Consider the following 19,122-nt stretch of genomic DNA (forward strand, 5'->3'; position numbering starts at 1 on the left):
TCGTCCTCGCCCCCGCCGGCGCCTAGGCAAGCAGGACTCCGGCAGGCACGGCCGGCGTGACCGGCGGGATAATGGACCTATGACCAATCCGGAAGCTGACCCCTGGGAAGAGTTCGACAGGCTGAGGCCCGCGGCCCCCGACCGCGTGCCGGGCTACCCCGGCGGGGAGCCGGTGGGGTTCGGCTTCCGGACGGGCGTTCGCAGCGCAAGGGTTGCCCTCGGGTTTGCCCTGTATGCGCTGGGGCTCGGAACAACACTGGTGGTCACCGGGGCGGTGGTCTTCATCGCCCAGGGCCAGTGGCTCCTGCTGGGTTTGATGCTGCTGATTGAAACCGTATTCGTTTATGCCTTCTACCGTCTGGCGCGCCAGGCACGGAACCGGCGGCCCTAGACGCGGGTCCGGGCAAAGCTAGGACCTCGCCGCGCGGAGGGCGCCCCGGACGGCCGCGCCGAGGACGGCGATCAGCGGAACCAGGCACACCAGGGTGACCACGGTGTTGGGCCGGAACCCGGCGCGGCCGCCGTCGTTCCCGTACACGCCCAGGGGCAGCACCATCCCGCCGCCGCCACCGCCGGAGGCGCCGTCCCCGGCCTCGCCCCCGCCGCCGAACCCGAACGACACCAGGGCCACGGGGACAATTTCTTCCCCGCCCACGCTGACCGGTTCGCCGTATGCCTTGGCAACGCCGACGTTCTTGAAGGTCTCCACAAAGGACGCAAAAGAATTAGACATGGCTCCACCCTAGGCGCGCAGCGCACCGATCACCATGGGGTACGCGCCCGACGACGGCCGTTGCCTCCGCGCTCGGACCTTGCGATACTGCGTGGATGCCTGCGCCCCACTCCGCCTTCGCCGAGAACGCCATCCACCAGCCTGCGCGCGCCCAGTTCGAGGCATTCCTCCAGGACCACCGGACCATGCTCAACAACTGCCTGAACGGGTTGACAGAGGAGCAGGCGCGCCGGTCCCTGGTGTCGTCCCGCACAACCCTGCTCGGCCTGGTGAAGCACGCGACCTTCGTGGAGAAAGTATGGTTCGACGAAGCCGTCACCTGCCGGTCACGCGCCGAGATCGGCATCCCGGCAGGGCCTGATGAATCGTTTATCCTCACGGACGAGGACACCATCGCCAGTGTCCAACAGGCACACCGGGAGGCGTACGAGGCGGCGCGGCAGGCTACATCGTCCTTGGCGCTCGACGACATGCTCCTTGGAAACCGCCGCGGCCCGCTCCCCCTGCACTGGGTCTACCTGCACGTGCTGCGCGAACTGGCCCAGCACTGCGGGCATGCCGATATCCTCCGTGAACAGATCCTCGACAGCTAGAACCGGAAACCAGCCCCCGCGTCAGGCCTTGTTGGCCATGACGGCCGTGGACAGAGCGGCCAGCCCGCGCTCAAAATCGGCGCCCACCATCTTGTCCATGTTCATCACCAAGGCAAAGACCTTGGCCAGCCCCTTGTTCTCGCCGGTCATCCGCCATGTGACCCGGGTGCCGCCGTCGGCCGATTCAAACGTGAACGTCGTGGGGTTCACGGCTTTGAACGGCTTGGTGAATTCAAGGCGTATCTTGATGGTCCCGGGAAAGTCGGACTCGACGATCTCCATGTTTCCACTGCCGGCTTTGCGGTTTCCGCTCCACGCGTAACGGGATCCGACGCCGGCGTCGTTGCCTGAGTACGAACGCTCCATTTCCGGATCGACGTTCTCCCAAGGCGACCACTTTGTCCACTCAAGAAAGCTGTTGACCAGCGGGAAGATCTCTTCCGGCGAGGCTGGAATGAAAGCGCTGCGGCTGACTTCGTAGGATGACATGCGGCCATCATAAGCGGTGACTGCTGCGAATCCGCGGACCGGCTATTCTTTCCGTTCGCGCCACATCAACGTCACGCCGAAGGCCGCGGCCGTGAGGACCAGCATGGTCACCGTCATCAGCCCCCAGCTCTCCTGGTCCACGCCGCCGGCCGCAAAGACGCCGATCAGGACAGTGGCCGTGATGGCACCCAGGTAACGGCACGTCTGGAAGATTCCGGCAGCAACTCCGCGTTCCTGCGGCCGGGTGGAAACGAACATGCCCTGGTTCGAGGCAATGCTCACCGTCCCGAATGGAACGCCCATGAGCGCGGTGAGGACCAGGACAAGCGGGATGGCAAGTGAGTGCGTGAGGAGCCACATGAGGGCGGCCACCGCAGCGAGAAGCACGACGCCGGCAATCAGCACCCGCCGCACGCCGAACTTCCCCATCGCCCGGACCGCCCAGGGCGTGGCCACGACCGAGGCCGCGGCCAGCGGCAGCATCAGCAGCCCCACCAGGCCCGGTTCGTAGCCGCCCGACTCCTGGAGCAGCTGGGGCAGGCCGAAGAAGGCAAAGTAGTAGACGCTGTTGAACAGGGCGAACCCGACGTACACCAGCATCAGGGGCCGGTTCCTGCCGAGGAGTCGCAGGTCCAGGAACGGCGGGCTGAACCGCAGCTCACGCCAGGCAAACAGGGCCGCGGTCACGGTCCCTGCACCCAGCAGCAGCCACCGGTAACCCGGCACCGCGTCCAGCAGGGCCATCATCACCAGCAGCAGGGAGCCGACGAAGCCCAGGATGCCCGGGATGTCCGAATCCCGTACCAGGGCCGCGAAGCTTCCACTTTCCCTCGCCGCGTCGGCAGGCGCCGCCCGGCGTACGATCAGCAGTGCCGCCAGCGCCAGCGGAACGTTGATGAGGAACAACGCCTCCCAGCCGACGAAGCCCACCAGCAGCCCGCCAATGACCGGACCCACGGCAGCGGCAGAGGTGTTGGCCATCTGGATATAGCCCAGGGGCCGGGACGATCCGGCACTGGCCTGCCGGGCGGTGCCCCGTTGATGGACGATGGCGCCCACCATCACCACCGCGCTGGGGTATGCCGCGGCGGTACCCAGCGCCATCACGGCCCGCGCCACACACAGCAGGGCGAAATTGGGCGAAAAGGGCGCGAGGGCACAGGTCACAGCCACCAGTGCCATGCCGAGGGTAAACATCCTGCGCGGCCCGAATCTGTCCGCAAGCTTGCCCATCAGCGGCTGACCCGCGGCAGAGCTGAGGTAGAAGGAGGTGATCACCCAGGTCACCGTGGCGACGTCGAGCCCGAAGTCCGCGCGCAGCACCACCAGGGCGACGGCGATCATGGACGAATTCAAGGGGTTCAGCGCCGTGCCCAGGCTCAGGCCGGCGACCGCCAGGCGGGTCCGGGGTTGGTTGCTCACGGAAACAGTCTGCTCTACCGGCCGCTGGATCCGCGATTTGGTGACGGACCCCGCCCGTCCCAACCAGACAGAACGTCAGGCCCGCGCCGCCAGGGCTTTGTCCAGGAACTGCAGGTGCGCGGGCGTGATGGGCACGGCACTCCCGTCATATTCCGGGTGCCTGTTGATGTAGCTCTTGATGAACGGGCAGACCGGGACGATGCCCAGCCCCGCGGCAACCGTCTCATCCAGCGCCACCTTGGCGAGCCGGCCCGCCAATCCCTGCCCGGCGTAGTCCTCGTTGATCACCGTGTGGTAGAAAATCCGCTCCGCCGGGCCGCCGTCGTCGTACGCCTTGTACCAGGCCTTCCCGATCACTTTCCCGGCGTCCAGGACCTCATACCGTTCGCGGTCCGGGTTGTTGCTGATGGTGATCTCATTCAAGGGGATTCTCCTTCGTTACGGTCTTTCGTCCACCCTAACGCCGCTCCGCAAACCTGTTGTGACCCCCGGCACAACGCGCCTATAGTGGCCTACGGTGCACCATCCGGCTTGCGGAAAGGCAGGCCGTTGAGCCAGTTCCGCCGCAAAGGAGAACCGCATGGAAAACCGCACGATCGGATCCCTCACCGTTTCCGCCCTGGGCCTTGGCTGCATGGGCATGAGTGAGTTCTACGGGACCGGTGACGAGCAGGAATCGGCCGCCACCATCCACGCCTTCCTCGATGCCGGCGGAAGCCTGCTGGACACCGCGGACATGTACGGGCCCTTCACCAACGAGTTGCTTGTGGGGCGTGCCATCGCAGGACGCCGGGACGACGTGGTCCTGGCCACGAAGTTCGGCAATGAACGCCGTGAGGACGGCTCCTGGGTGGGCATCAACGGGCACCCCGACTACGTCCGGGCCGCCTGCGATGCCAGCCTCCAGCGCCTGGGCGTGGACCACATCGACCTCTACTACCAGCACCGCGTGGATAAAACCGTCCCCATCGAGGACACCGTGGGGGCCATGGCCGGGCTGGTCGAAGCGGGCAAGGTCCGCCATCTGGGTCTGTCCGAGGCGTCGGCGGAGACCATCCGGCGGGCACACGCCGTGCACCCGATCACCGCGCTGCAGACCGAGTACTCGCTGTGGGAGCGCGAACCCGAGACCAAAGTCTTCCCCGTGCTGGAGGAACTGGGGATCGGGTTTGTGCCCTACAGCCCGCTGGGCCGGGGCTTCCTGACCGGCCAGATCCGTTCTGCTGAGGACTTCGCCCCCGACGACTTCCGCCGGAATTCACCCCGCTTCCAAGGTGAAAACCTTGCCCGCAACCTCCAGCTCGTGGACCGGGTGAAGGAGCTGGCCGATCAGAAACAATGCACCCCCGGCCAGCTTGCGCTCGCCTGGCTGCTGGCCCAGGGCCCGCACATCGTGCCGATCCCCGGCACCAAGAAGCGCGAACGGCTCGCCGAGAACCTGGGGGCGGTGGGCGTCGAGCTCACCGCAGAGGACCGTCAGCAGCTGGATGAGCTGGCGCCTGCCGGGGCCACCGCGGGCGCCCGTTACCCCAACATGTCCAGCATCGACACCTGACGGCCGCGGTTTCCAGCTTCCACGAACCCAAACCCGCACCCGCACCCGCACCCGCACCCTACGAAGGAGAAACCATGGCCACGAACGACGACGAAGCCCGGATTCTGGATCAGTGGACCCACAAACTGACCCAGGCCCTGCAGATCCTGGACCTGAAGCTGGACCAGGAGCTGATCCTTGAACTGGCCCGGAAATCCGCGGACTCCGTGACGCACGCCGCAGCCCCGATCACCGCGTTCCTGGTGGGCTACGCCGCGGCACTCGAGGCCGGCACGGGAAGCGCCGGTTCCAAGACAGCCTCGACGGCGTCCATCACCAAAGCGGCCGACGTCGCGTTCAGCCTGTGCGAGGACGCCCGGCAGCAGGGAAACCCCCACCCGGAGCCGGGCGCGAAAGGCTGGACGCACAGCGCCCAATAGCCTGCGGCGGCCCGGCGCCCGGTAGTCAGCCGGCAGCCACCCCCGCCGGCGCGTGTGCCTTGGCGGGCTCCAGCCGAACGATCACGGCCTTGGACACGGGTGTCTGGCTGCCTTCGGCCACGCTGTCCAGCGGAACAAGGACGTTGGCCTCCGGATAGTACGCGGCCGCGCAGCCGGGCGCGGTGGGGTACGACACCACCCGGTAGTTGTGCAGCACGCGCTCCACGTTGTCCTGGTACACGCCGTGGATGTCCACGTGCTGCCCGTCGCTGAGGCCCAGGGCGGCCAGGTCCTCCGGGCTCACAAACACCACTTCGCGGCCCTTTTTGATGCCGCGGTAACGGTCGTTGTTGCTGTAGATGGTGGTGTTGAACTGGTCGTGGGACCGCATGCTCTGCAGGATCAGCGTGCCGTCCGGCCGTTCCACATGTTCGAGCTGGTTGACCGTGAGCATCGCCTTGCCCAGGGGGGTGTCGAACTTGCGCGAGTCCCGGGGGCCGTTCGGCAGCACAAAGCCGCCCTTCTGCCGGATCTTCGCGTTGTAGTCCTCGCAGCCGGGGACCACCCGGGAGATATGATCGCGGATCAGGTCATAATTTTGCTCGAACCCGGCCCAGTCGGCGTTGACCCTGTCACCCACCACCTTCCTGGCAAGCCGGCTGAGGATGGCCACCTCGGACAGCAGCCCGGATGCTACCGGCGGGACGGCGCCGTGGGAGCCGTGGACTGCGCTGACGGTGTCCTCCACGGACACAAACTGCGGCCCGGACTCCTGCAGGTCCACCTCGGTGCGGCCCAAGGTGGGCAGAATCAGCGCTTCGGCCCCGGTGACGGTGTGCGAACGGTTGAGTTTGGTGGAAATCTGGACTGACAGCTCCGTGTTTTCCATCGCCGCGATGGCGGCCTGGGTGTCCGAAATGGCGGCCACGAAGTTGCCGCCCATGCCCACAAAAACCTTGATCGCGCCGTCGCGCATCTTCCTGATGGTTTCCACGGAGTCCGCACCGTGTTCACGGGGCGGATCGAAGCTGAATTCCTTGCCCAGTGCGTCCAGGAACGACGGCGGCATCTGCTCCCAGATGCCCATGGTCCGGTCGCCCTGGACGTTGCTGTGTCCGCGGATGGGTGAGGCGCCCGCGCCCGGTTTGCCGATATTGCCGCGCAGGAGCAGGAGGTTGATGATCTCCTTGATGGTGGCCACGCCTTTTTTGTGCTGGGTGATGCCCATGGCCCAGGTGATGATCACTCTCTGGGCCCTCAGGTAGCGGTCCGCCAGTTCATCGATTTCCTCGGTCCGCAATCCGGTGGCCGCCAGGACCGCTGCCTCGTCCAGCCCGGCGAGGTGCGCCTTCAGCTCCTCCAGCCCGTGGCAGTGCTCCGCCAGGAACGCATGGTCCAGCACCGTGCCGGGGTTCCTGGCTTCGGCGTCGAGCACGCGCTTGGAAACGGCCTGCATGAGGGCCATGTCGCCGCCAAGCCGGATCTGCAGGAACTGGTCCGCAATCTGGGTTCCGTGGCCGATGATGCCTTTGACCTTCTGCGGATTCTTGTAGCGGCGGAGCCCGGCCTCCGGCAGCGGGTTTATGGCCACAATGTGGCCGCCGGCCTCCTTGGCCTCTTCCAGAGCGGTCAGCATCCGTGGGTGGTTGGTGCCCGGGTTTTGTCCCATCACAATGATCAGGTCTGCCTTGGCATAGTCGTCGTAGGCGACGGTGGCCTTGCCGATGCCGATGGTCTGGCCCATGGCCCAGCCCGAGGACTCATGGCACATGTTGGAGCAGTCCGGCAGGTTGTTGGTGCCGTACGCCCGGACAAACAGCTGGTACAGGAAAGCGGCCTCGTTGGAGGTCCGGCCGCTGGTGTAGAAGGTGGCCTGGTCCGGGCTGGGCAGGGACTTCAGCTTGTCCGCGACGATGGAAAAGGCCCGGTCCCAGCTGACGGGCCGGTAGTGGTCCTCACCCGCGGCTTTGTAGACCGGAGTGGTGAGGCGTCCCTGCATTCCGAGCCAGTACTCGGAGCGTTGCCGGAGTTCGCTCACCGGGTGTTCAGTCCAGAATTCGGGGCCCACCAGGACGGGCGTGGCCTCCCAGGTGACCGCCTTGGCGCCGTTTTCGCAGAACTCAAACGTCTTGCGGTGGTCCGGGTCGGGCCACGCGCAGCTCATGCAGTCGAAGCCGTCCTTCTGGTTCATCGCCAGCAGGGTCTTCCCGGCCCGGCCCGCGCCCATGTGCGCGATGGCGGGCTCCATGGAGTGGTAGACGCCGGGGACGCCGGCGGCCCAGGACTTGGGGTGGCCGGTGACCTCGATGCCGGCCTCGTTGACCTCTTCAACCTTGGGATTTTTGCGCGCCACGCTGCACTCTCCTTCTTCAGACTGACACCGTCAACACGAAAATATTCAGAATGGTACGGGTCCTTCCACACTTGTTCAGGGGACTCCGGAAGTCAAGGAAAAGCGGTCCGGCAGCGCCCAGGGAAGGTGCGAGCTTTGAGACCGAGGACGACGGCGGGAGCCCGCCTCGCGTAGGCTGGTCACCACGGCTGAAGCAAGCGGCCGCAGGACCCACCACCCGGAGCTGCCTTAATGCCCGAGAAACCTGCGCTGAGCGCGCTTGCCTCCTCCGCTTTCTCCCTCCCGAAACTCCGCGACGGCCAACTCGCCGGCATGGCAGCCCTGGCTGACGGCCGTGACGTCCTCACGGTGATGCCCACCGGCTACGGCAAGTCCGCGATCTACCAGGTGGCTGCCGTCCACCTGCACCGGGAGACGGGGCACCCCGCCGTCGTGGTTTCACCACTGATCGCCCTCCAGGAGGACCAGATCACAGGCCTCACCGAGGCACTGGGCGAGGGCGCCGCCGTCGCCATCAACTCCGCCCACAGCGATGCGGACGTGGAGGACGCCTGGGCAAAAGTGGAGTCGGGGGCGGCCGCTTTCCTCTTCCTGGCGCCGGAGCAGCTGGCCAAGAAGAAAACCGTGGAGCGCCTGGCCGCTGTCCGCCCGGCTCTCCTTGTGGTGGATGAAGCCCACTGTGTCTCCTCCTGGGGACACGATTTCCGCCCCGATTACCTCACCCTGGGCACGGTCAGGGAGCAGCTGGGCAACCCGCCCGTGGCAGCGCTGACCGCCACGGCCTCCCCTCCGGTGCGGGAAGAGATCACGGAACGGCTGGGCATGAAGGATCCGCTGGTCCTCGTTCATGGCTTTGACCGGCCCAACATCATGTTGGACGTGGTCAGGCATCATGAGGAGAAGGAAAAGCGCCGGGCCGTGGTGCAGCAGGTGGTTGACTTCGTCAACGGAAACAGCGCGGGCACCGGTGCGCGCCAACACGGCCTGCTCTACGCCGCCACGCGCAAGGACACCGAGAAGTACGCCGCCAAACTCGCCGCGCAGGGGCTTCGTGCCGAGGCGTACCACGCGGGCCGTTCCGCCGCGGATCGCGAACGGGTCCTCGAACTTTTTATGGGCGACCAGCTGGATGTGGTGGTGGCGACCACGGCGTTCGGGATGGGGATCGACAAACCCAACATCCGCTTTGTGATCCACGCCGACATTCCCGCCTCTCTGGATGCCTACTACCAGGAGGTGGGCCGGTCCGGGCGGGACGGTCAGCCGGCGTCGGCCATTCTGCACTACCGGGCCGAGGACCTGGGGCTGCGGAAGTTCTTCGGTACCCACCACCCGGACCCGGAGTCGCTGCTGGCTGTGCTTAAGGCCCTCCGAGCGTCGGACGGACCCGTCTTCCCGTCGTCCTTGGCCGAACTCACCGGCTTCAAGCCGCGCCACATGACCGGCCTGCTGAACCAGTTGCAGGACGCCGGTGCGGTGAGCTCCGGAAAGCGCGGCGTCCGGCTCATCTCAACAGCCAAGCCGGCGGCACTGGTGCAGCGCGCGGTGGACCTGGCCGAGGCCCGGCAGCGCGTGGACGAATCCCGCCTCCAGATGATGCGCGGCTATGCCGAAACGGACGGCTGCCGGCGCCAGTTCCTGCTGGGGTATTTCGGGGAAGACCTCCCGGAGCCGTGCGGCAACTGTGATTCCTGCGCGGAAGCCCGGCCGCACGCCGTACCGCCGCCACGCGCCGGAAACCACGACGACGGCGCCGCGGCTGCTGCGGACAACGTCCCGTTTCCGGTCCAATCGCCAGTGACCCACAAGAAGTGGGGTCCCGGGCTGGTGATGCGCTATGAGGACGATGTGATCACCGTCCTGTTTGAGCGGGAAGGCTACAAAACCCTCTCCCGGGAGGCCGTCGTGAAGCGGAAGCTCCTGAAACCGGCTTAGGTACTCTGGAGGAAGACCCACGACGAAAGGCCCCCACCGTGGCAGTTTCCCCCCTTGTCTGGACCCTGACCATCGCGGGAATCGCTGGCCTGCTGGCCTTCGATTACTTCTTCCATGTCCGGAAGGCGCACACTCCTTCACTGAAGGAATCGTCCATCTGGTCCGCCGTCTACGTGAGCATCGCGCTGATCTTTGGCCTTGGTGTGCTGCTGTTTGGCGGCACCACCATGGGCACCGAATACTTTGCGGGCTATGTCACGGAGAAGGCCCTGTCCGTGGACAACCTCTTTGTGTTCCTGATCATCATGTCCAGCTTCAAAGTCCCCCGCGCGGACCAGCAGAAGGTGCTGCTGTTCGGCATCGTCTTCTCCCTGATGGCCCGCACCGCCTTTATCTTCCTCGGCGCCGCACTGATCAACAGTTTCGCGTGGGTGTTCTACATCTTCGGGCTCATCCTGCTGGTCACGGCAGGCAACCTGCTCAAGCCCGATGACCACGAGGACGACAGCGAAGGCCTGGTGGTTCGGCTCGCCAAACGTTTCCTCCCGGCGTCGCAGCACTATGACGGCGACAAGCTGTTCACCGTCGAAAACGGCAAGCGGGTCCTGACCCCGATGCTCCTGGTGATGGTGGCGATTGGCGGCACCGACCTCCTGTTTGCGCTGGACTCCATCCCTGCGATCTTCGGGCTCACGCAAAACGTCTTCATCGTCTTCACTGCCACCGCGTTCTCACTGATGGGCCTGCGCCAGCTGTTCTTCCTGATTGACGGGCTGCTGGACCGGCTCATCTTCCTCGCCTACGGGCTCGCGGCGATCCTGGGCTTCATCGGCGTGAAGCTCATCCTCCATGCACTGCACGAGAACAACTTGCCGTTCATCAACGACGGCGAGCCCGTCAAGGTGGTCGAAGTCAGCACCGGAGTCTCCCTGACGGTGATCCTGGGAGTCCTGGTGGTTACCATCCTGGCCTCCATCTTCAGCCCCAAAGGCAAGGCCAAGAACGCAGTGTCCGGCGCCAGGCGGCACGCTGTTGAGTACCTGGACCTGAACTACGAGACGGACATGGCCGAGCGGGACAAGATTTTCGCCAAGATGGTGTGGGAGGAAGACCAGATCCGCAAGCTTCCGGAGAAGTACAAGCGGCTGGTCCGCAACGAAACCGAGTTCATGGACCTCATCCGCAGCGCCCACGCCGAGCACGACAAAGCCCAGGTGCGGGCCGCGAACTCCTAACGGGCACGGCTTATCAGGCACGGCTTAATGCAACGCAGGGTCACTTAATGCCCTCCGGGACGCCCTGGAGCAGCATGGAGTGACCCCGGGTTGTCAGTCCCTGTTGATAGATTCAAAGCGTGGCCGGGGGAAGCCTCCTCCGGCCAGGGAAATCAATGGGGAGGCCCCGTGTTTCTGCTCGATCCGGCCACTGAGACTGGCGCTCCGGACCTGGTGTTTTCCGCCAGCGATCTGGTGGCCGCCAGCGAGTGTGAGTACCGCACACTGCGCGTCCTGGATGAGAAGCTGGGCCGCTCCCCCAAAGCCGAATTTCCCGACGACGAGATGCAGCGCCGGGCCGGGACGCTCGGTGACCGGCACGAGGCGAAAGTCCTGGCCGGGTTGGTCGCGAAGTACGGCCTGTGGGAGGCCGGCCGTGGTGCGGGGGTGTATTCCCTCGAGCGAGGGGACAACACCCGCGGGGACCTGCTCGCCAAGCACGCCGAGACCGAACTGGCGCTCCGGGCCGGAGCGGACGTGGTCTTCCAGGCCACCTTCTTCGACGGCGAGTTCCTGGGCTACGCCGACTTCATCGTAAATGAGGCCGCCGGCACCGGCAGCCTTGGCCGCTACGAGGTGTGGGACACCAAGCTTGCCCGGCATGCCAAGGTGGGCGCGCTGCTGCAACTGGCGGCCTACGGCGATCAACTTATCGGCATGGGCCTGGACCCGTCGCCCCGGGTCACCCTGGTCCTGGGCGCAGTGGTCGACGGTGACTACGTCCGCAGCCACCACTCCCTGCCGGACCTGCTGCCCGTGTTCCGCGAGCGCCGCGACCGCTTCCGCGATCTGACCGCCGCCCACCGGGCGCAGGATTCGGCGGTGCAGTGGCAGCAACCGGGCGTCACGCACTGCGGCCGCTGCAACTACTGCGCCGAGCAGGTCCAGGCTCACCGCGATCTCCTGATGGTGGGCGGCATGAGCACCCTCCGGCGCAAGAAGCTCATGGCCGAAGGCATCACCACCATCGATGCGCTGGCCGACCTCCCGCCGGGTAGGGCCTCGGGCTCGGTGGTCAGGCTCCGCGACCAGGCCCGGATGCAGCTGGGCCGGGACCTGCCCGACGGGTCCCGCACGTTCACCAAGGACGGCGAGGACCACACGGTCACCTTCAAGGTCCTGCCGGAGAACGCCCTGGGCACCATTCCGGCGCCCAGCCCCGGCGATATCTTCTTCGACTTCGAAGGCGATCCGCTCTGGCAGGACCCGGCCACCAGCCAGTGGGGCCTGGAGTACCTGTTCGGCGTGGTCGAGGCACCCGTGGATCCGGCCGATATGTCGGAGGACAGCTCACGTGTCGGGCCGAAGGGTGCCGGCAAGCCGGTGTTCCGGCCGTTCTGGGCGCATTCCCGCAACCAGGAGCGGCAGGCCTTCCTGGAGTTCCTGGCCTATGTGGAAGAACGCCGCGGGCGGTACCCCGACATGCACGTCTACCACTACGCCGCGTATGAGAAATCGGCGCTGCGGAACCTGTCGGTGCGGCATCTGGCCGGCGAGGACATCGTGGACAACTGGCTCCGTGAGGGGGTGCTGGTGGATCTCTACGCAACGGCCCGGCATTCGCTCAGGATCTCCGAGCCGTCCTACTCCATCAAGAAACTCGAGCCGCTGTATATGGGAGAGAACCTGCGCTCCGGCGACGTGAAGGACGCCGGCGCCTCGGTGGTGGCCTATGCCGCCTACTGCGCGGCCCGGGACGGTGGCGACACCGCCGAGGCGGCCACAATCCTCGCCTCAATTTCCGATTACAACGAGTACGACTGCCTCTCCACCCTCCGGCTGCGGGACTGGCTGCTGGGACTGCGTGACTCCGTTTCCCCTCGCCGCCACCCTGCGGGCGTGGGCCCGGGAACGGGGAAAATGGACGACGGCGGCACACCGCTCCGGCTCCAACCTGACCTTCCGCAGGGTCCCGAGGTTCACGAAGCGCAGCCCACCCCCGGCGAGCTCAGGCTCCAGAAGTACCTGGCCACGCTCCCCGACACCAGGCCCTGGACCCCCGACGAACGGGCCATTGCCATGGTGGCTGCGGCCACCGGGTACCACCGACGGGAACGGAAGCAGTTCTGGTGGGAACACTTCGACCGCACGGAAGCCGAAATTGACCGCTGGTCCGATCACCGGAACGTATTTGTAGTGGACACCGCGGAGGTAGTGGCGGACTGGGCGCTGGCCAAACCCACTGTCCGGATGCGGACCCGCACGCTCAGGCTGACCGGAACCATGAGCGAAGGCTCCGACTTCAAACCGGGCAGCACCTGGTGCCGGCTTTATGACTCCCCGCTCCCGGACGGCCTGCAGGAGTCGTCCGGAACCACCGGCCGGGGCTTCACCTTCGGCACCCTGGTGACGGCGGTGGAGGACCACCCCCGGATCCCCGGTCAGAGCATCATCACCATCGAGGAGAAGGAAACCGGCAAAGTCCCCGCGTACCCCCACATGCCGGTGGCCCTCACCGAGGACCAGCCGGTCCGCACAGCCAGCATCGAAGCCGCGCTGGCGGAACTTGCCGAGCGGGTGGGTGCCGCTGTTCCCTGCCTCCCCCGCCATCCCGGCGTCGACATCCTCCGCAAACTCCCGCCGCGCTTCCGCTCACTCTCCGGCCCCGCCCCGGCGGGAGGCGGCAGCCCCGAAACAGCCGGCTCCGGCGCGGCGGATTACGCCGGCGCCATCACCGCCTCGCTGCTGGACCTCGATCATTCGTACCTTGCCGTGCAGGGCCCTCCCGGGACCGGGAAAACCTACGTGGGTTCCCATGTCATTGCCGGCCTGGTCTCGCGCGGCTGGAAAATCGGTGTGGTGGGCCAGTCGCATGCCGTCGTGGAAAACATGCTTCGCACTGCCATCGAATCGGCCGGAGTGGATCCCTCCCGGGTGGCCAAGAAGGTGGTCGGCGCCCATGCCGTGCCGTGGCACCGGAAGAAGGACGACGACGTCGCAGCCCTGCTGGCCTCCCCCGGCGGTGCACTGGTGGGCGGCACCGCCTGGACGATGACCGGAAAGTCGGTCCCTGCAGGATCGCTGGACCTGTTGGTGATTGACGAGGCGGGGCAGTTCTCACTGGCCAACACCCTGGCAGTGGCCCGCGCGGCCAAACGACTGCTGCTCCTGGGCGATCCCCAGCAGCTGCCCCAGGTCAGCCAGGGCGCGCACCCTGAGCCCGTGGATGAGTCGGCGCTGGGCTGGCTCGCCGCCGGACACGCCACCCTCCCGGAAAACCTGGGTTATTTCCTGGCCGACAGCTGGCGGATGCACCCCGAGCTGTGCCGTGCCGTGTCCGTGCTCAGCTATGACGGCAAGCTCGAGTCGGCGCCCGCTGCCTCACTGCGGAGCCTGGCGGGGCTGCCTGCTGGAGTCGAGACCGTCTTCGTGCCGCACACCGGCAACACCACGTCTTCCGTGGAGGAAGCAGCCGAGGTTGTCCGGCAGGCGCAGCGGCACATCGGGCTGAAATGGATTCCCGGCGGCGACCAGCCCGCCCGGCCACTGACCGCCGAGGACATCCTGGTGGTGGCGGCCTACAACGCGCAGGTCCAGCTGATCCGGCAGGAACTGCAGGTGGCGGACCTGGCCGGTGTCAGGGTGGGCACGGTGGACAAGTTCCAGGGCCAGCAGGCCCCAGTAGTTGTGGTTTCCATGGCATGCTCCGCGGTGGCTGAGGCCCCGCGGGGGGCCGAGTTCCTGCTCAACCGGAACCGAATCAACGTAGCTGTGTCCCGGGGGCAATGGCGGGCAGTGATCGTCCGCTCGCCCGAGCTCACCAACTACATGCCGTCCAAACCTGCGGCGCTCGAGGAACTCGGTGCGTTCCTTGGCCTGAGCCCCGGCAAAAGTGCGGCCAAGCCACCGGCAACGCCCCGGTAGCCGCCCGTGTGCTGACGGCCGGCAGGGTAAGTTCAATAGGTGACATCCCAGACCAACAAGCTGCCTGTCGGCGCCCTGATCGTCCTCGCTGCCATCGGCTTCACAGCCATTACCACCGAGCTCCTGCCGTCAGGCCTGCTGCCCCGGATCAGCGCTGACTTCAAGGTTTCGGAGGCAACGGCCGGCTACCTGACCGCAGGTTACGCGGCCATCATTGTGGTCACCGTCATCCCGCTGTCCATGGCCCTGGCGCGTATTCCGCGGCACTTCCTGCTCATCGCACTGATCCTGGCCTTCGCCGCGAGCAACGCTCTGGTGGCGGTGGTCACCGACTTCGGGGCCGCAATGGGTTCACGGGTTGTGGGCGGCATCGCCCACGGCCTGCTCTGGTCCGCGATGGCCCCTTTCGTGGCCCGGATTGTTCCGGCGCATCTGGTGGGCAAAGCCCTGGCCATCGTCTTCAGCGGCAACAGCCTGGGCCTGGCCATCGGAGCGCCGGTCGGCACGGCGCTGGGCAACCTTCTCGGCTGGCGGTCGGCGTTCCTGGTGCTGGCCGGCTCCGGTGTGGTGCTGGCCCTCCTCGCGGTCTGGCTGCTTCCCCCGGTGCGGCGCCTTCCGGACGCTCCGCACCCGTCGCTCCGGAAAGCGATCGGCCAGCCCGGCGTCAAGATCGTGGCCATCGGCTGGCCGCTGATGCTGATGGCCCACTTCGCCCTGTTCACCTACATTGCCCCGTTCCTGCGCGAGGTCCGGCTCCCCGATTTCAGCATCCCGCTGTCCATCAGCATCCTGGGCGTTGCCGGCCTGGTGGGAATCTGGATCGCCGGCATCACCGTGGATTCAAAGCCGCGGCGGTGGCACCTCATCACCGTCGCCGGCGTGGTGCTGTCGCTGCTGCTTCTGCCGTTGGTGGGGACCGCCCTGCCCGGCGTGACGCTTGCCGGTATGTCCGGCGCAGACCTGGCGCTGCCGGCTGCCTTGGTCCTGATGTTCGTGTGGGGCACAGGCATCGGCGCCATGGGAATCTACAACCAGTCCGCCATCCTTCGGGCCGGCGGCGAGTACCGGGATGCCGCCAACGGCCTGACCGTGCTGACCATCCAGGTGGGCATCACCATCGGCGCCATGTTCGGGGCCGCCGCTTTGACCTGGGCCGGACCTGCGTTGGTCCCTGTCGCGGCGGCCATTCCTGCCACCATCGCGTTTGTGCTGATCCTGATGGGGCGGCGGCACGCCTACCCGCCGGGGCCGAAGGAACGAGTCAGCGGGCCCTGAAATCGCGAAAAGACCCGTCGGCGTCGGTGATGGCCTCTTCCACCCGTTCCACCCGCCCTGGCGCGTTCTCCGACCTCAGCCAGTCCAGCAGCTGGCGCACCTGTTCCTGCGGCCCTTCGGCAACCACGGACACAGACCCGTCGGCGAGGTTCTTCACCACTCCCGTGAGCGCCAGCTCATCGGCTTTGCCCATGGTCCAGAAACGGAATCCGACCCCCTGCACCACGCCGAAGACGCGGGCAGAGAGCCGGATATCGCCCCCTGAGGGGCTTCCACTGCTCATGGCACTCAGGCCTGCTTGACCAGCGCTGCTTCGACGTTGATCTTGACCTTGTCGCTGACCAGCAGGCCGCCGGCCTCCAGCGCGGCGTTCCAGGTCAGGCCGAATTCCTTGCGGCTGATGTCGGTCTCAGCGGAGAAACCGGCGCGGGTTGCACCGAACGGGTCAACAGCGACCCCGGTGAATTCGACTTCCAGTTCCACCGGCTTGCTGACGCCGCGGATGGTGAGATCGCCGGTGAGGGTGTAATCCTCGCCGTCGCCTTCCACTGACGTGGCACGGAAGGTCATCTCCGGGTATTGCTCCACGTCGAAGAAATCAGGGCCCTTGACGTGCCCGTCGCGGTTGGCGTCGCCGGATTCGAAGCTTGCGGTTTTGACTGTGGCGTGAAGCGAGGCCTCGGCCAGGGAATCGCCAACGCGGGCCTCCGCCGAAGCATCGGTGAAGCGGCCGCGGACCTTGCTGATGCCTGCGTGGCGGACTGTGAAGCCGATCTCGCTGTGTGACATGTCGAGGGTCCAAACGCCCGGTGTCAGGCCTGAGGGAAGGGTCACTTTTGCATCTCCTTGTATTCGGAAACAGATGTGGGAACCAGCCAGTACGGCCGGTTCCCACATTGCTTCACTCAGGAGTTTTTGTCCAGATAAAGGCGCCTTTTCACCCCATAACGCCCGTAACGTGGACGGAAACTTTGGAGAGGTCAGCTGTTGATGGTGATGTCCCGCGTGCGGTGGTTGTAGCGGATGGTGACGGTGCCGCCATCGTGATGCAGCTCGTGGTTGGCACCATCGAAGGCACCGAAGGCGCCGTAGTTTTCGGCCCACGAACGGTTCAGCGCAATCTTGAACGTGTAGTAGCCGGCAGGCAGTTCGGTGCTCTTCGTCCACAGCTGCGAGCTGAAGTCGAAGTCCATCTGAGACTCGTCATACTGCGGCGCCCAGTTCTCCGGAGCACCCAGGAGGGTGTTGAAGTCACCGGCCACGGCCACGGCTTCAGGCTGCGGGAAGGTTTCCTCATCCGGGCCTTCCAGCGGCTCGGCCGCGGCTTTGGCCTTCGTGGCGGGTGCCTTCCGGGTCCGGACAGCCTTGACCACCGGCTCCACGGCTTCCTCGATCAGCTTCGCGGCCTTGCCCACAGCCTCGGCAGCCTTCTTGGCCGGGGCCTTCTTTGCGGGCGCCTTCTTCGCAGGGGCGTCAGCGGCAACGGCCTTCGCGCCGGCGGTCTTGGCGGCGGCCGCTACCTTGGCGGGTGCCTTCTGCACTGCCGGGGCCGCGGGAAGCGGAGTGTCGGCAGGGACCGGAGTGCCGGCGTCGAGCGCTGCCGCAAAGGCCTCGCCGGTCGGGAACGCAACGGTGGCGCGCATGCCGTCCTCGGTGATGGTCCAGCCGGAACGGCCCTTGACCAGCCAGCCGGCCCTGACCAGCTTGGCGGTGGCCGAGGTGAGGGTCTTGTGGCCGCGCGGGATGCCACCGCTGAGCAGCACCGCCTCGTGATCGGTGAAGGGCACGCGTGCTGTGGCTTCCGCCAGGACTTCCCCGGCGTTGCGTGCTTCGCCGGTCCACGTGCCCTCTGTCAGGACATCCAGCACGGTCTTGAGTCGAAGGTAGGTGTTTTCTACGGTGGACGTGGCCATGATTCCCCTTAGTGAAGCGATCTGTCTCTAGGCATCTTGCCAAGACGGTATTAAATCGCACGACTTGAAATGGTTAACTCTGCGTGTCGTGACCGACTATGACGTCGATTACAGCGGAACTGAGGCAGGAGTATCGGCTAGCGGGCTGTTTTCTCAACCCTGGAGCGCCTTTCGGGGAACCGCCGGTCACTTCCCAGACACGCGCGAGTCCCAGTTTAGCGACCCCCCCCCGGGGCGGAGCTAGCCGCGGTTCAACTCGTCAAGAAGCTCAGCTTTCCGCTCCTCGGAAGCAAACGATGAGTGGATGGAATTGGCCGCGAGCCGGGATCGGTCGAAATCCGACAGCTCAAACACTGCCTGCAGCTGTGCGAAGTTGTCATCCACGTAGCCGCCGAAGTAGGCAGGATCGTCCGAATTGACCGAAACGTTGAGCCCCGCGGCAAGCATCGCCGGCAACGGGTGATCAGCCAAAGTGTCCACCGCACGGAGCCGGACGTTGGACAGCGGGCAGACCGTCAACGGAGTCCGCTCGTCCACGAGGCGTTCCACCAGGTCCGGGTCCTCCATGCAGCGGATGCCGTGGTCAATCCGCTCCACTCCGAGGACATCCAGCGCTTCGATGATGTACGACGGCGGTCCCTCCTCGCCTGCGTGCGCGGTCAGCCGCAGGCCCGCTTCGCGCGCCTTCGCGAACAACCGCTCAAACTTCGCCGGCGGGTTGCCCACTTCTGCTGAGTCCAGGCCGATGGCCGCGATGGGCGCGTTCATGGCCAGCAGGCCCTCAAAGACCTCCAGCGCCGACTCCTCGGACAGGTCGCGCAGGAACGCGGCGATCAACAGGGTGGAAATTCCGTAGTCCTCCACCGATGTGGCCAGGGCCGAGGCCACGCCGTTGACACAGGTTTCCAGGCTGACGCCGCGGGAAATGTGGGCCTGCGGGTCCATCATGATCTCGGCGTGCCGGACCCCGGCTGCGGCGGCCCGGGCCAGGTAGGCGCGGGTCATGTCGGCAAAGTCCTGCTCGGTCTGCAGCACCGCCATGTTGGCGTAGTACAGGTTGAGGAAGGATTGCAGGTCGCTGAATTCGTACAGTGCCTGCAACTCCTCGAGGCCGGAGTACGGCAGGGCCAGCCCGTTGCGTTCGGCCAGTTCAAAGATCAGTTCGGGCTGCAGCGTGCCCTCAATGTGCAGGTGCAGTTCCGCGAGCGGGAGAAGCTGCGGCGCTGCTTCGGCCTCCGGCAGGTCCGTTTCCGGCAGCGTATCGGTGGCAGTGTCCGGGTTATTGTCCATCGGCTCA

17 protein-coding genes are annotated in these 19,122 nt (G+C 66.2%); 8 read left to right on the forward strand and 9 right to left on the reverse strand.

Translation table 11 applies throughout. The annotated features are described in order from the left end of the window. Positions 1 to 79 precede the first annotated feature (79 nt). Positions 80 to 391 carry a hypothetical protein gene (locus NQJ30_RS15230; RefSeq protein ID WP_255770837.1) on the forward strand — a complete coding sequence of 104 codons (312 nt, stop codon included), beginning with the start codon at positions 80 to 82 and terminating at the stop codon, positions 389 to 391. An 18-nt stretch (positions 392 to 409) separates the two neighbouring features. On the opposite strand, the gene NQJ30_RS15235 is transcribed toward NQJ30_RS15230, so the two are convergent. Next, positions 410 to 733 (reverse strand): hypothetical protein, encoded by a 324-nt coding sequence (locus NQJ30_RS15235; protein WP_255770838.1) that lies wholly within the window; start codon positions 731 to 733, stop codon positions 410 to 412. A 95-nt stretch (positions 734 to 828) separates the two neighbouring features. On the opposite strand from NQJ30_RS15235, the gene NQJ30_RS15240 reads away from it, so the two are divergent. Continuing rightward, complete coding sequence (locus tag NQJ30_RS15240) at positions 829 to 1,326, forward strand: DinB family protein (RefSeq protein WP_255770839.1); 498 nt, start codon at positions 829 to 831, stop codon at positions 1,324 to 1,326. A 21-nt stretch (positions 1,327 to 1,347) separates the two neighbouring features. On the opposite strand, the gene NQJ30_RS15245 is transcribed toward NQJ30_RS15240, so the two are convergent. The 3 genes from NQJ30_RS15245 to NQJ30_RS15255 all read right to left on the reverse strand — a co-directional run bounded on the left by NQJ30_RS15245 (position 1,348) and on the right by NQJ30_RS15255 (position 3,660). Then, entirely contained in the window at positions 1,348 to 1,815 is a 468-nt protein-coding gene (locus tag NQJ30_RS15245) for an SRPBCC family protein (RefSeq protein ID WP_255770840.1), read from the reverse strand. A gap of 42 nt (positions 1,816 to 1,857) precedes the next feature. Beyond that, the gene (locus NQJ30_RS15250; protein ID WP_255770841.1) at positions 1,858 to 3,237 is read right to left on the reverse strand and encodes an MFS transporter; all 1,380 of its coding nucleotides are present in this window, start codon (positions 3,235 to 3,237) and stop codon (positions 1,858 to 1,860) included. 75 nt (positions 3,238 to 3,312) lie between these two features. Then, a complete protein-coding gene (locus tag NQJ30_RS15255) occupies positions 3,313 to 3,660 on the reverse strand; it encodes a GNAT family N-acetyltransferase (protein ID WP_255770842.1) in 348 nt (115 codons plus the stop codon). A 157-nt stretch (positions 3,661 to 3,817) separates the two neighbouring features. On the opposite strand from NQJ30_RS15255, the gene NQJ30_RS15260 reads away from it, so the two are divergent. Both NQJ30_RS15260 and NQJ30_RS15265 read left to right on the forward strand, forming a co-directional pair. Next, positions 3,818 to 4,792: an aldo/keto reductase gene (locus tag NQJ30_RS15260; RefSeq protein ID WP_255770843.1), complete on the forward strand. Its 975-nt coding sequence runs from the start codon at positions 3,818 to 3,820 to the stop codon at positions 4,790 to 4,792. Positions 4,793 to 4,866: 74 nt separating this feature from the next. After that, entirely contained in the window at positions 4,867 to 5,211 is a 345-nt protein-coding gene (locus NQJ30_RS15265; protein ID WP_255770844.1) for a DUF6457 domain-containing protein, read from the forward strand. A gap of 25 nt (positions 5,212 to 5,236) precedes the next feature. On the opposite strand, the gene NQJ30_RS15270 is transcribed toward NQJ30_RS15265, so the two are convergent. Further along, the gene (locus tag NQJ30_RS15270; protein WP_255770845.1) at positions 5,237 to 7,564 is read right to left on the reverse strand and encodes an FdhF/YdeP family oxidoreductase; all 2,328 of its coding nucleotides are present in this window, start codon (positions 7,562 to 7,564) and stop codon (positions 5,237 to 5,239) included. A 231-nt stretch (positions 7,565 to 7,795) separates the two neighbouring features. Between NQJ30_RS15270 and NQJ30_RS15275 the strand changes: the two genes are divergently transcribed. The 4 genes from NQJ30_RS15275 (at position 7,796) to NQJ30_RS15290 (ending at position 15,912) form a co-directional block, all read left to right on the forward strand. Beyond that, entirely contained in the window at positions 7,796 to 9,499 is a 1,704-nt protein-coding gene (locus NQJ30_RS15275; protein ID WP_255770847.1) for a RecQ family ATP-dependent DNA helicase, read from the forward strand. A gap of 38 nt (positions 9,500 to 9,537) precedes the next feature. Further along, on the forward strand, positions 9,538 to 10,734 hold the full coding sequence (locus NQJ30_RS15280; protein ID WP_255770849.1) for a TerC family protein: 1,197 nt from the start codon (positions 9,538 to 9,540) through the stop codon (positions 10,732 to 10,734). A 168-nt stretch (positions 10,735 to 10,902) separates the two neighbouring features. Beyond that, positions 10,903 to 14,637, forward strand: a complete 3,735-nt coding sequence (locus NQJ30_RS15285; RefSeq protein ID WP_255770850.1) for a TM0106 family RecB-like putative nuclease — start codon at positions 10,903 to 10,905, stop codon at positions 14,635 to 14,637. Positions 14,638 to 14,676: 39 nt separating this feature from the next. Beyond that, entirely contained in the window at positions 14,677 to 15,912 is a 1,236-nt protein-coding gene (locus tag NQJ30_RS15290) for an MFS transporter (RefSeq protein WP_255770851.1), read from the forward strand. On the opposite strand, the gene NQJ30_RS15295 is transcribed toward NQJ30_RS15290, so the two are convergent. The 4 genes from NQJ30_RS15295 to NQJ30_RS15310 form a co-directional block, all read right to left on the reverse strand. Then, on the reverse strand, positions 15,899 to 16,195 hold the full coding sequence (locus NQJ30_RS15295; protein ID WP_255770852.1) for an acylphosphatase: 297 nt from the start codon (positions 16,193 to 16,195) through the stop codon (positions 15,899 to 15,901). The genes NQJ30_RS15290 and NQJ30_RS15295 overlap by 14 nt on opposite strands. Positions 16,196 to 16,200: 5 nt before the next feature. Further along, the gene (locus NQJ30_RS15300; RefSeq protein ID WP_255770853.1) at positions 16,201 to 16,746 is read right to left on the reverse strand and encodes a YceI family protein; all 546 of its coding nucleotides are present in this window, start codon (positions 16,744 to 16,746) and stop codon (positions 16,201 to 16,203) included. A 146-nt stretch (positions 16,747 to 16,892) separates the two neighbouring features. Beyond that, positions 16,893 to 17,825 carry a pullulanase X25 domain-containing protein gene (locus NQJ30_RS15305; protein WP_255770854.1) on the reverse strand — a complete coding sequence of 311 codons (933 nt, stop codon included), beginning with the start codon at positions 17,823 to 17,825 and terminating at the stop codon, positions 16,893 to 16,895. Between the two features lie 240 nt (positions 17,826 to 18,065). Continuing rightward, a complete protein-coding gene (locus NQJ30_RS15310) occupies positions 18,066 to 19,115 on the reverse strand; it encodes an adenosine deaminase (protein ID WP_255770855.1) in 1,050 nt (349 codons plus the stop codon). Positions 19,116 to 19,122: the final 7 nt, after the last annotated feature.

The sequence above is a fragment of the Pseudarthrobacter sulfonivorans genome (assembly GCF_024391045.1).
Classification (GTDB): Bacteria; Actinomycetota; Actinomycetes; order Actinomycetales; family Micrococcaceae; genus Arthrobacter; species Arthrobacter sulfonivorans_B.

What these genes read in the sequence shown, in the direction of transcription:
- NQJ30_RS15260 (WP_255770843.1), top strand. Translation starts at nt 3,818, where the DNA reads ATGGAAAACCGCACGATCGGATCCCTCACCGTTTCCGCCCTGGGCCTT.
- NQJ30_RS15275 (WP_255770847.1), top strand. Translation starts at nt 7,796, where the DNA reads ATGCCCGAGAAACCTGCGCTGAGCGCGCTTGCCTCCTCCGCTTTCTCC.
- NQJ30_RS15245 (WP_255770840.1), bottom strand. Translation starts at nt 1,815, where the DNA reads ATGTCATCCTACGAAGTCAGCCGCAGCGCTTTCATTCCAGCCTCGCCG.
- NQJ30_RS15235 (WP_255770838.1), bottom strand. Translation starts at nt 733, where the DNA reads ATGTCTAATTCTTTTGCGTCCTTTGTGGAGACCTTCAAGAACGTCGGC.
- NQJ30_RS15230 (WP_255770837.1), top strand. Translation starts at nt 80, where the DNA reads ATGACCAATCCGGAAGCTGACCCCTGGGAAGAGTTCGACAGGCTGAGG.
- NQJ30_RS15305 (WP_255770854.1), bottom strand. Translation starts at nt 17,825, where the DNA reads ATGGCCACGTCCACCGTAGAAAACACCTACCTTCGACTCAAGACCGTG.
- NQJ30_RS15265 (WP_255770844.1), top strand. Translation starts at nt 4,867, where the DNA reads ATGGCCACGAACGACGACGAAGCCCGGATTCTGGATCAGTGGACCCAC.
- NQJ30_RS15310 (WP_255770855.1), bottom strand. Translation starts at nt 19,115, where the DNA reads ATGGACAATAACCCGGACACTGCCACCGATACGCTGCCGGAAACGGAC.
- NQJ30_RS15295 (WP_255770852.1), bottom strand. Translation starts at nt 16,195, where the DNA reads ATGAGCAGTGGAAGCCCCTCAGGGGGCGATATCCGGCTCTCTGCCCGC.
- NQJ30_RS15240 (WP_255770839.1), top strand. Translation starts at nt 829, where the DNA reads ATGCCTGCGCCCCACTCCGCCTTCGCCGAGAACGCCATCCACCAGCCT.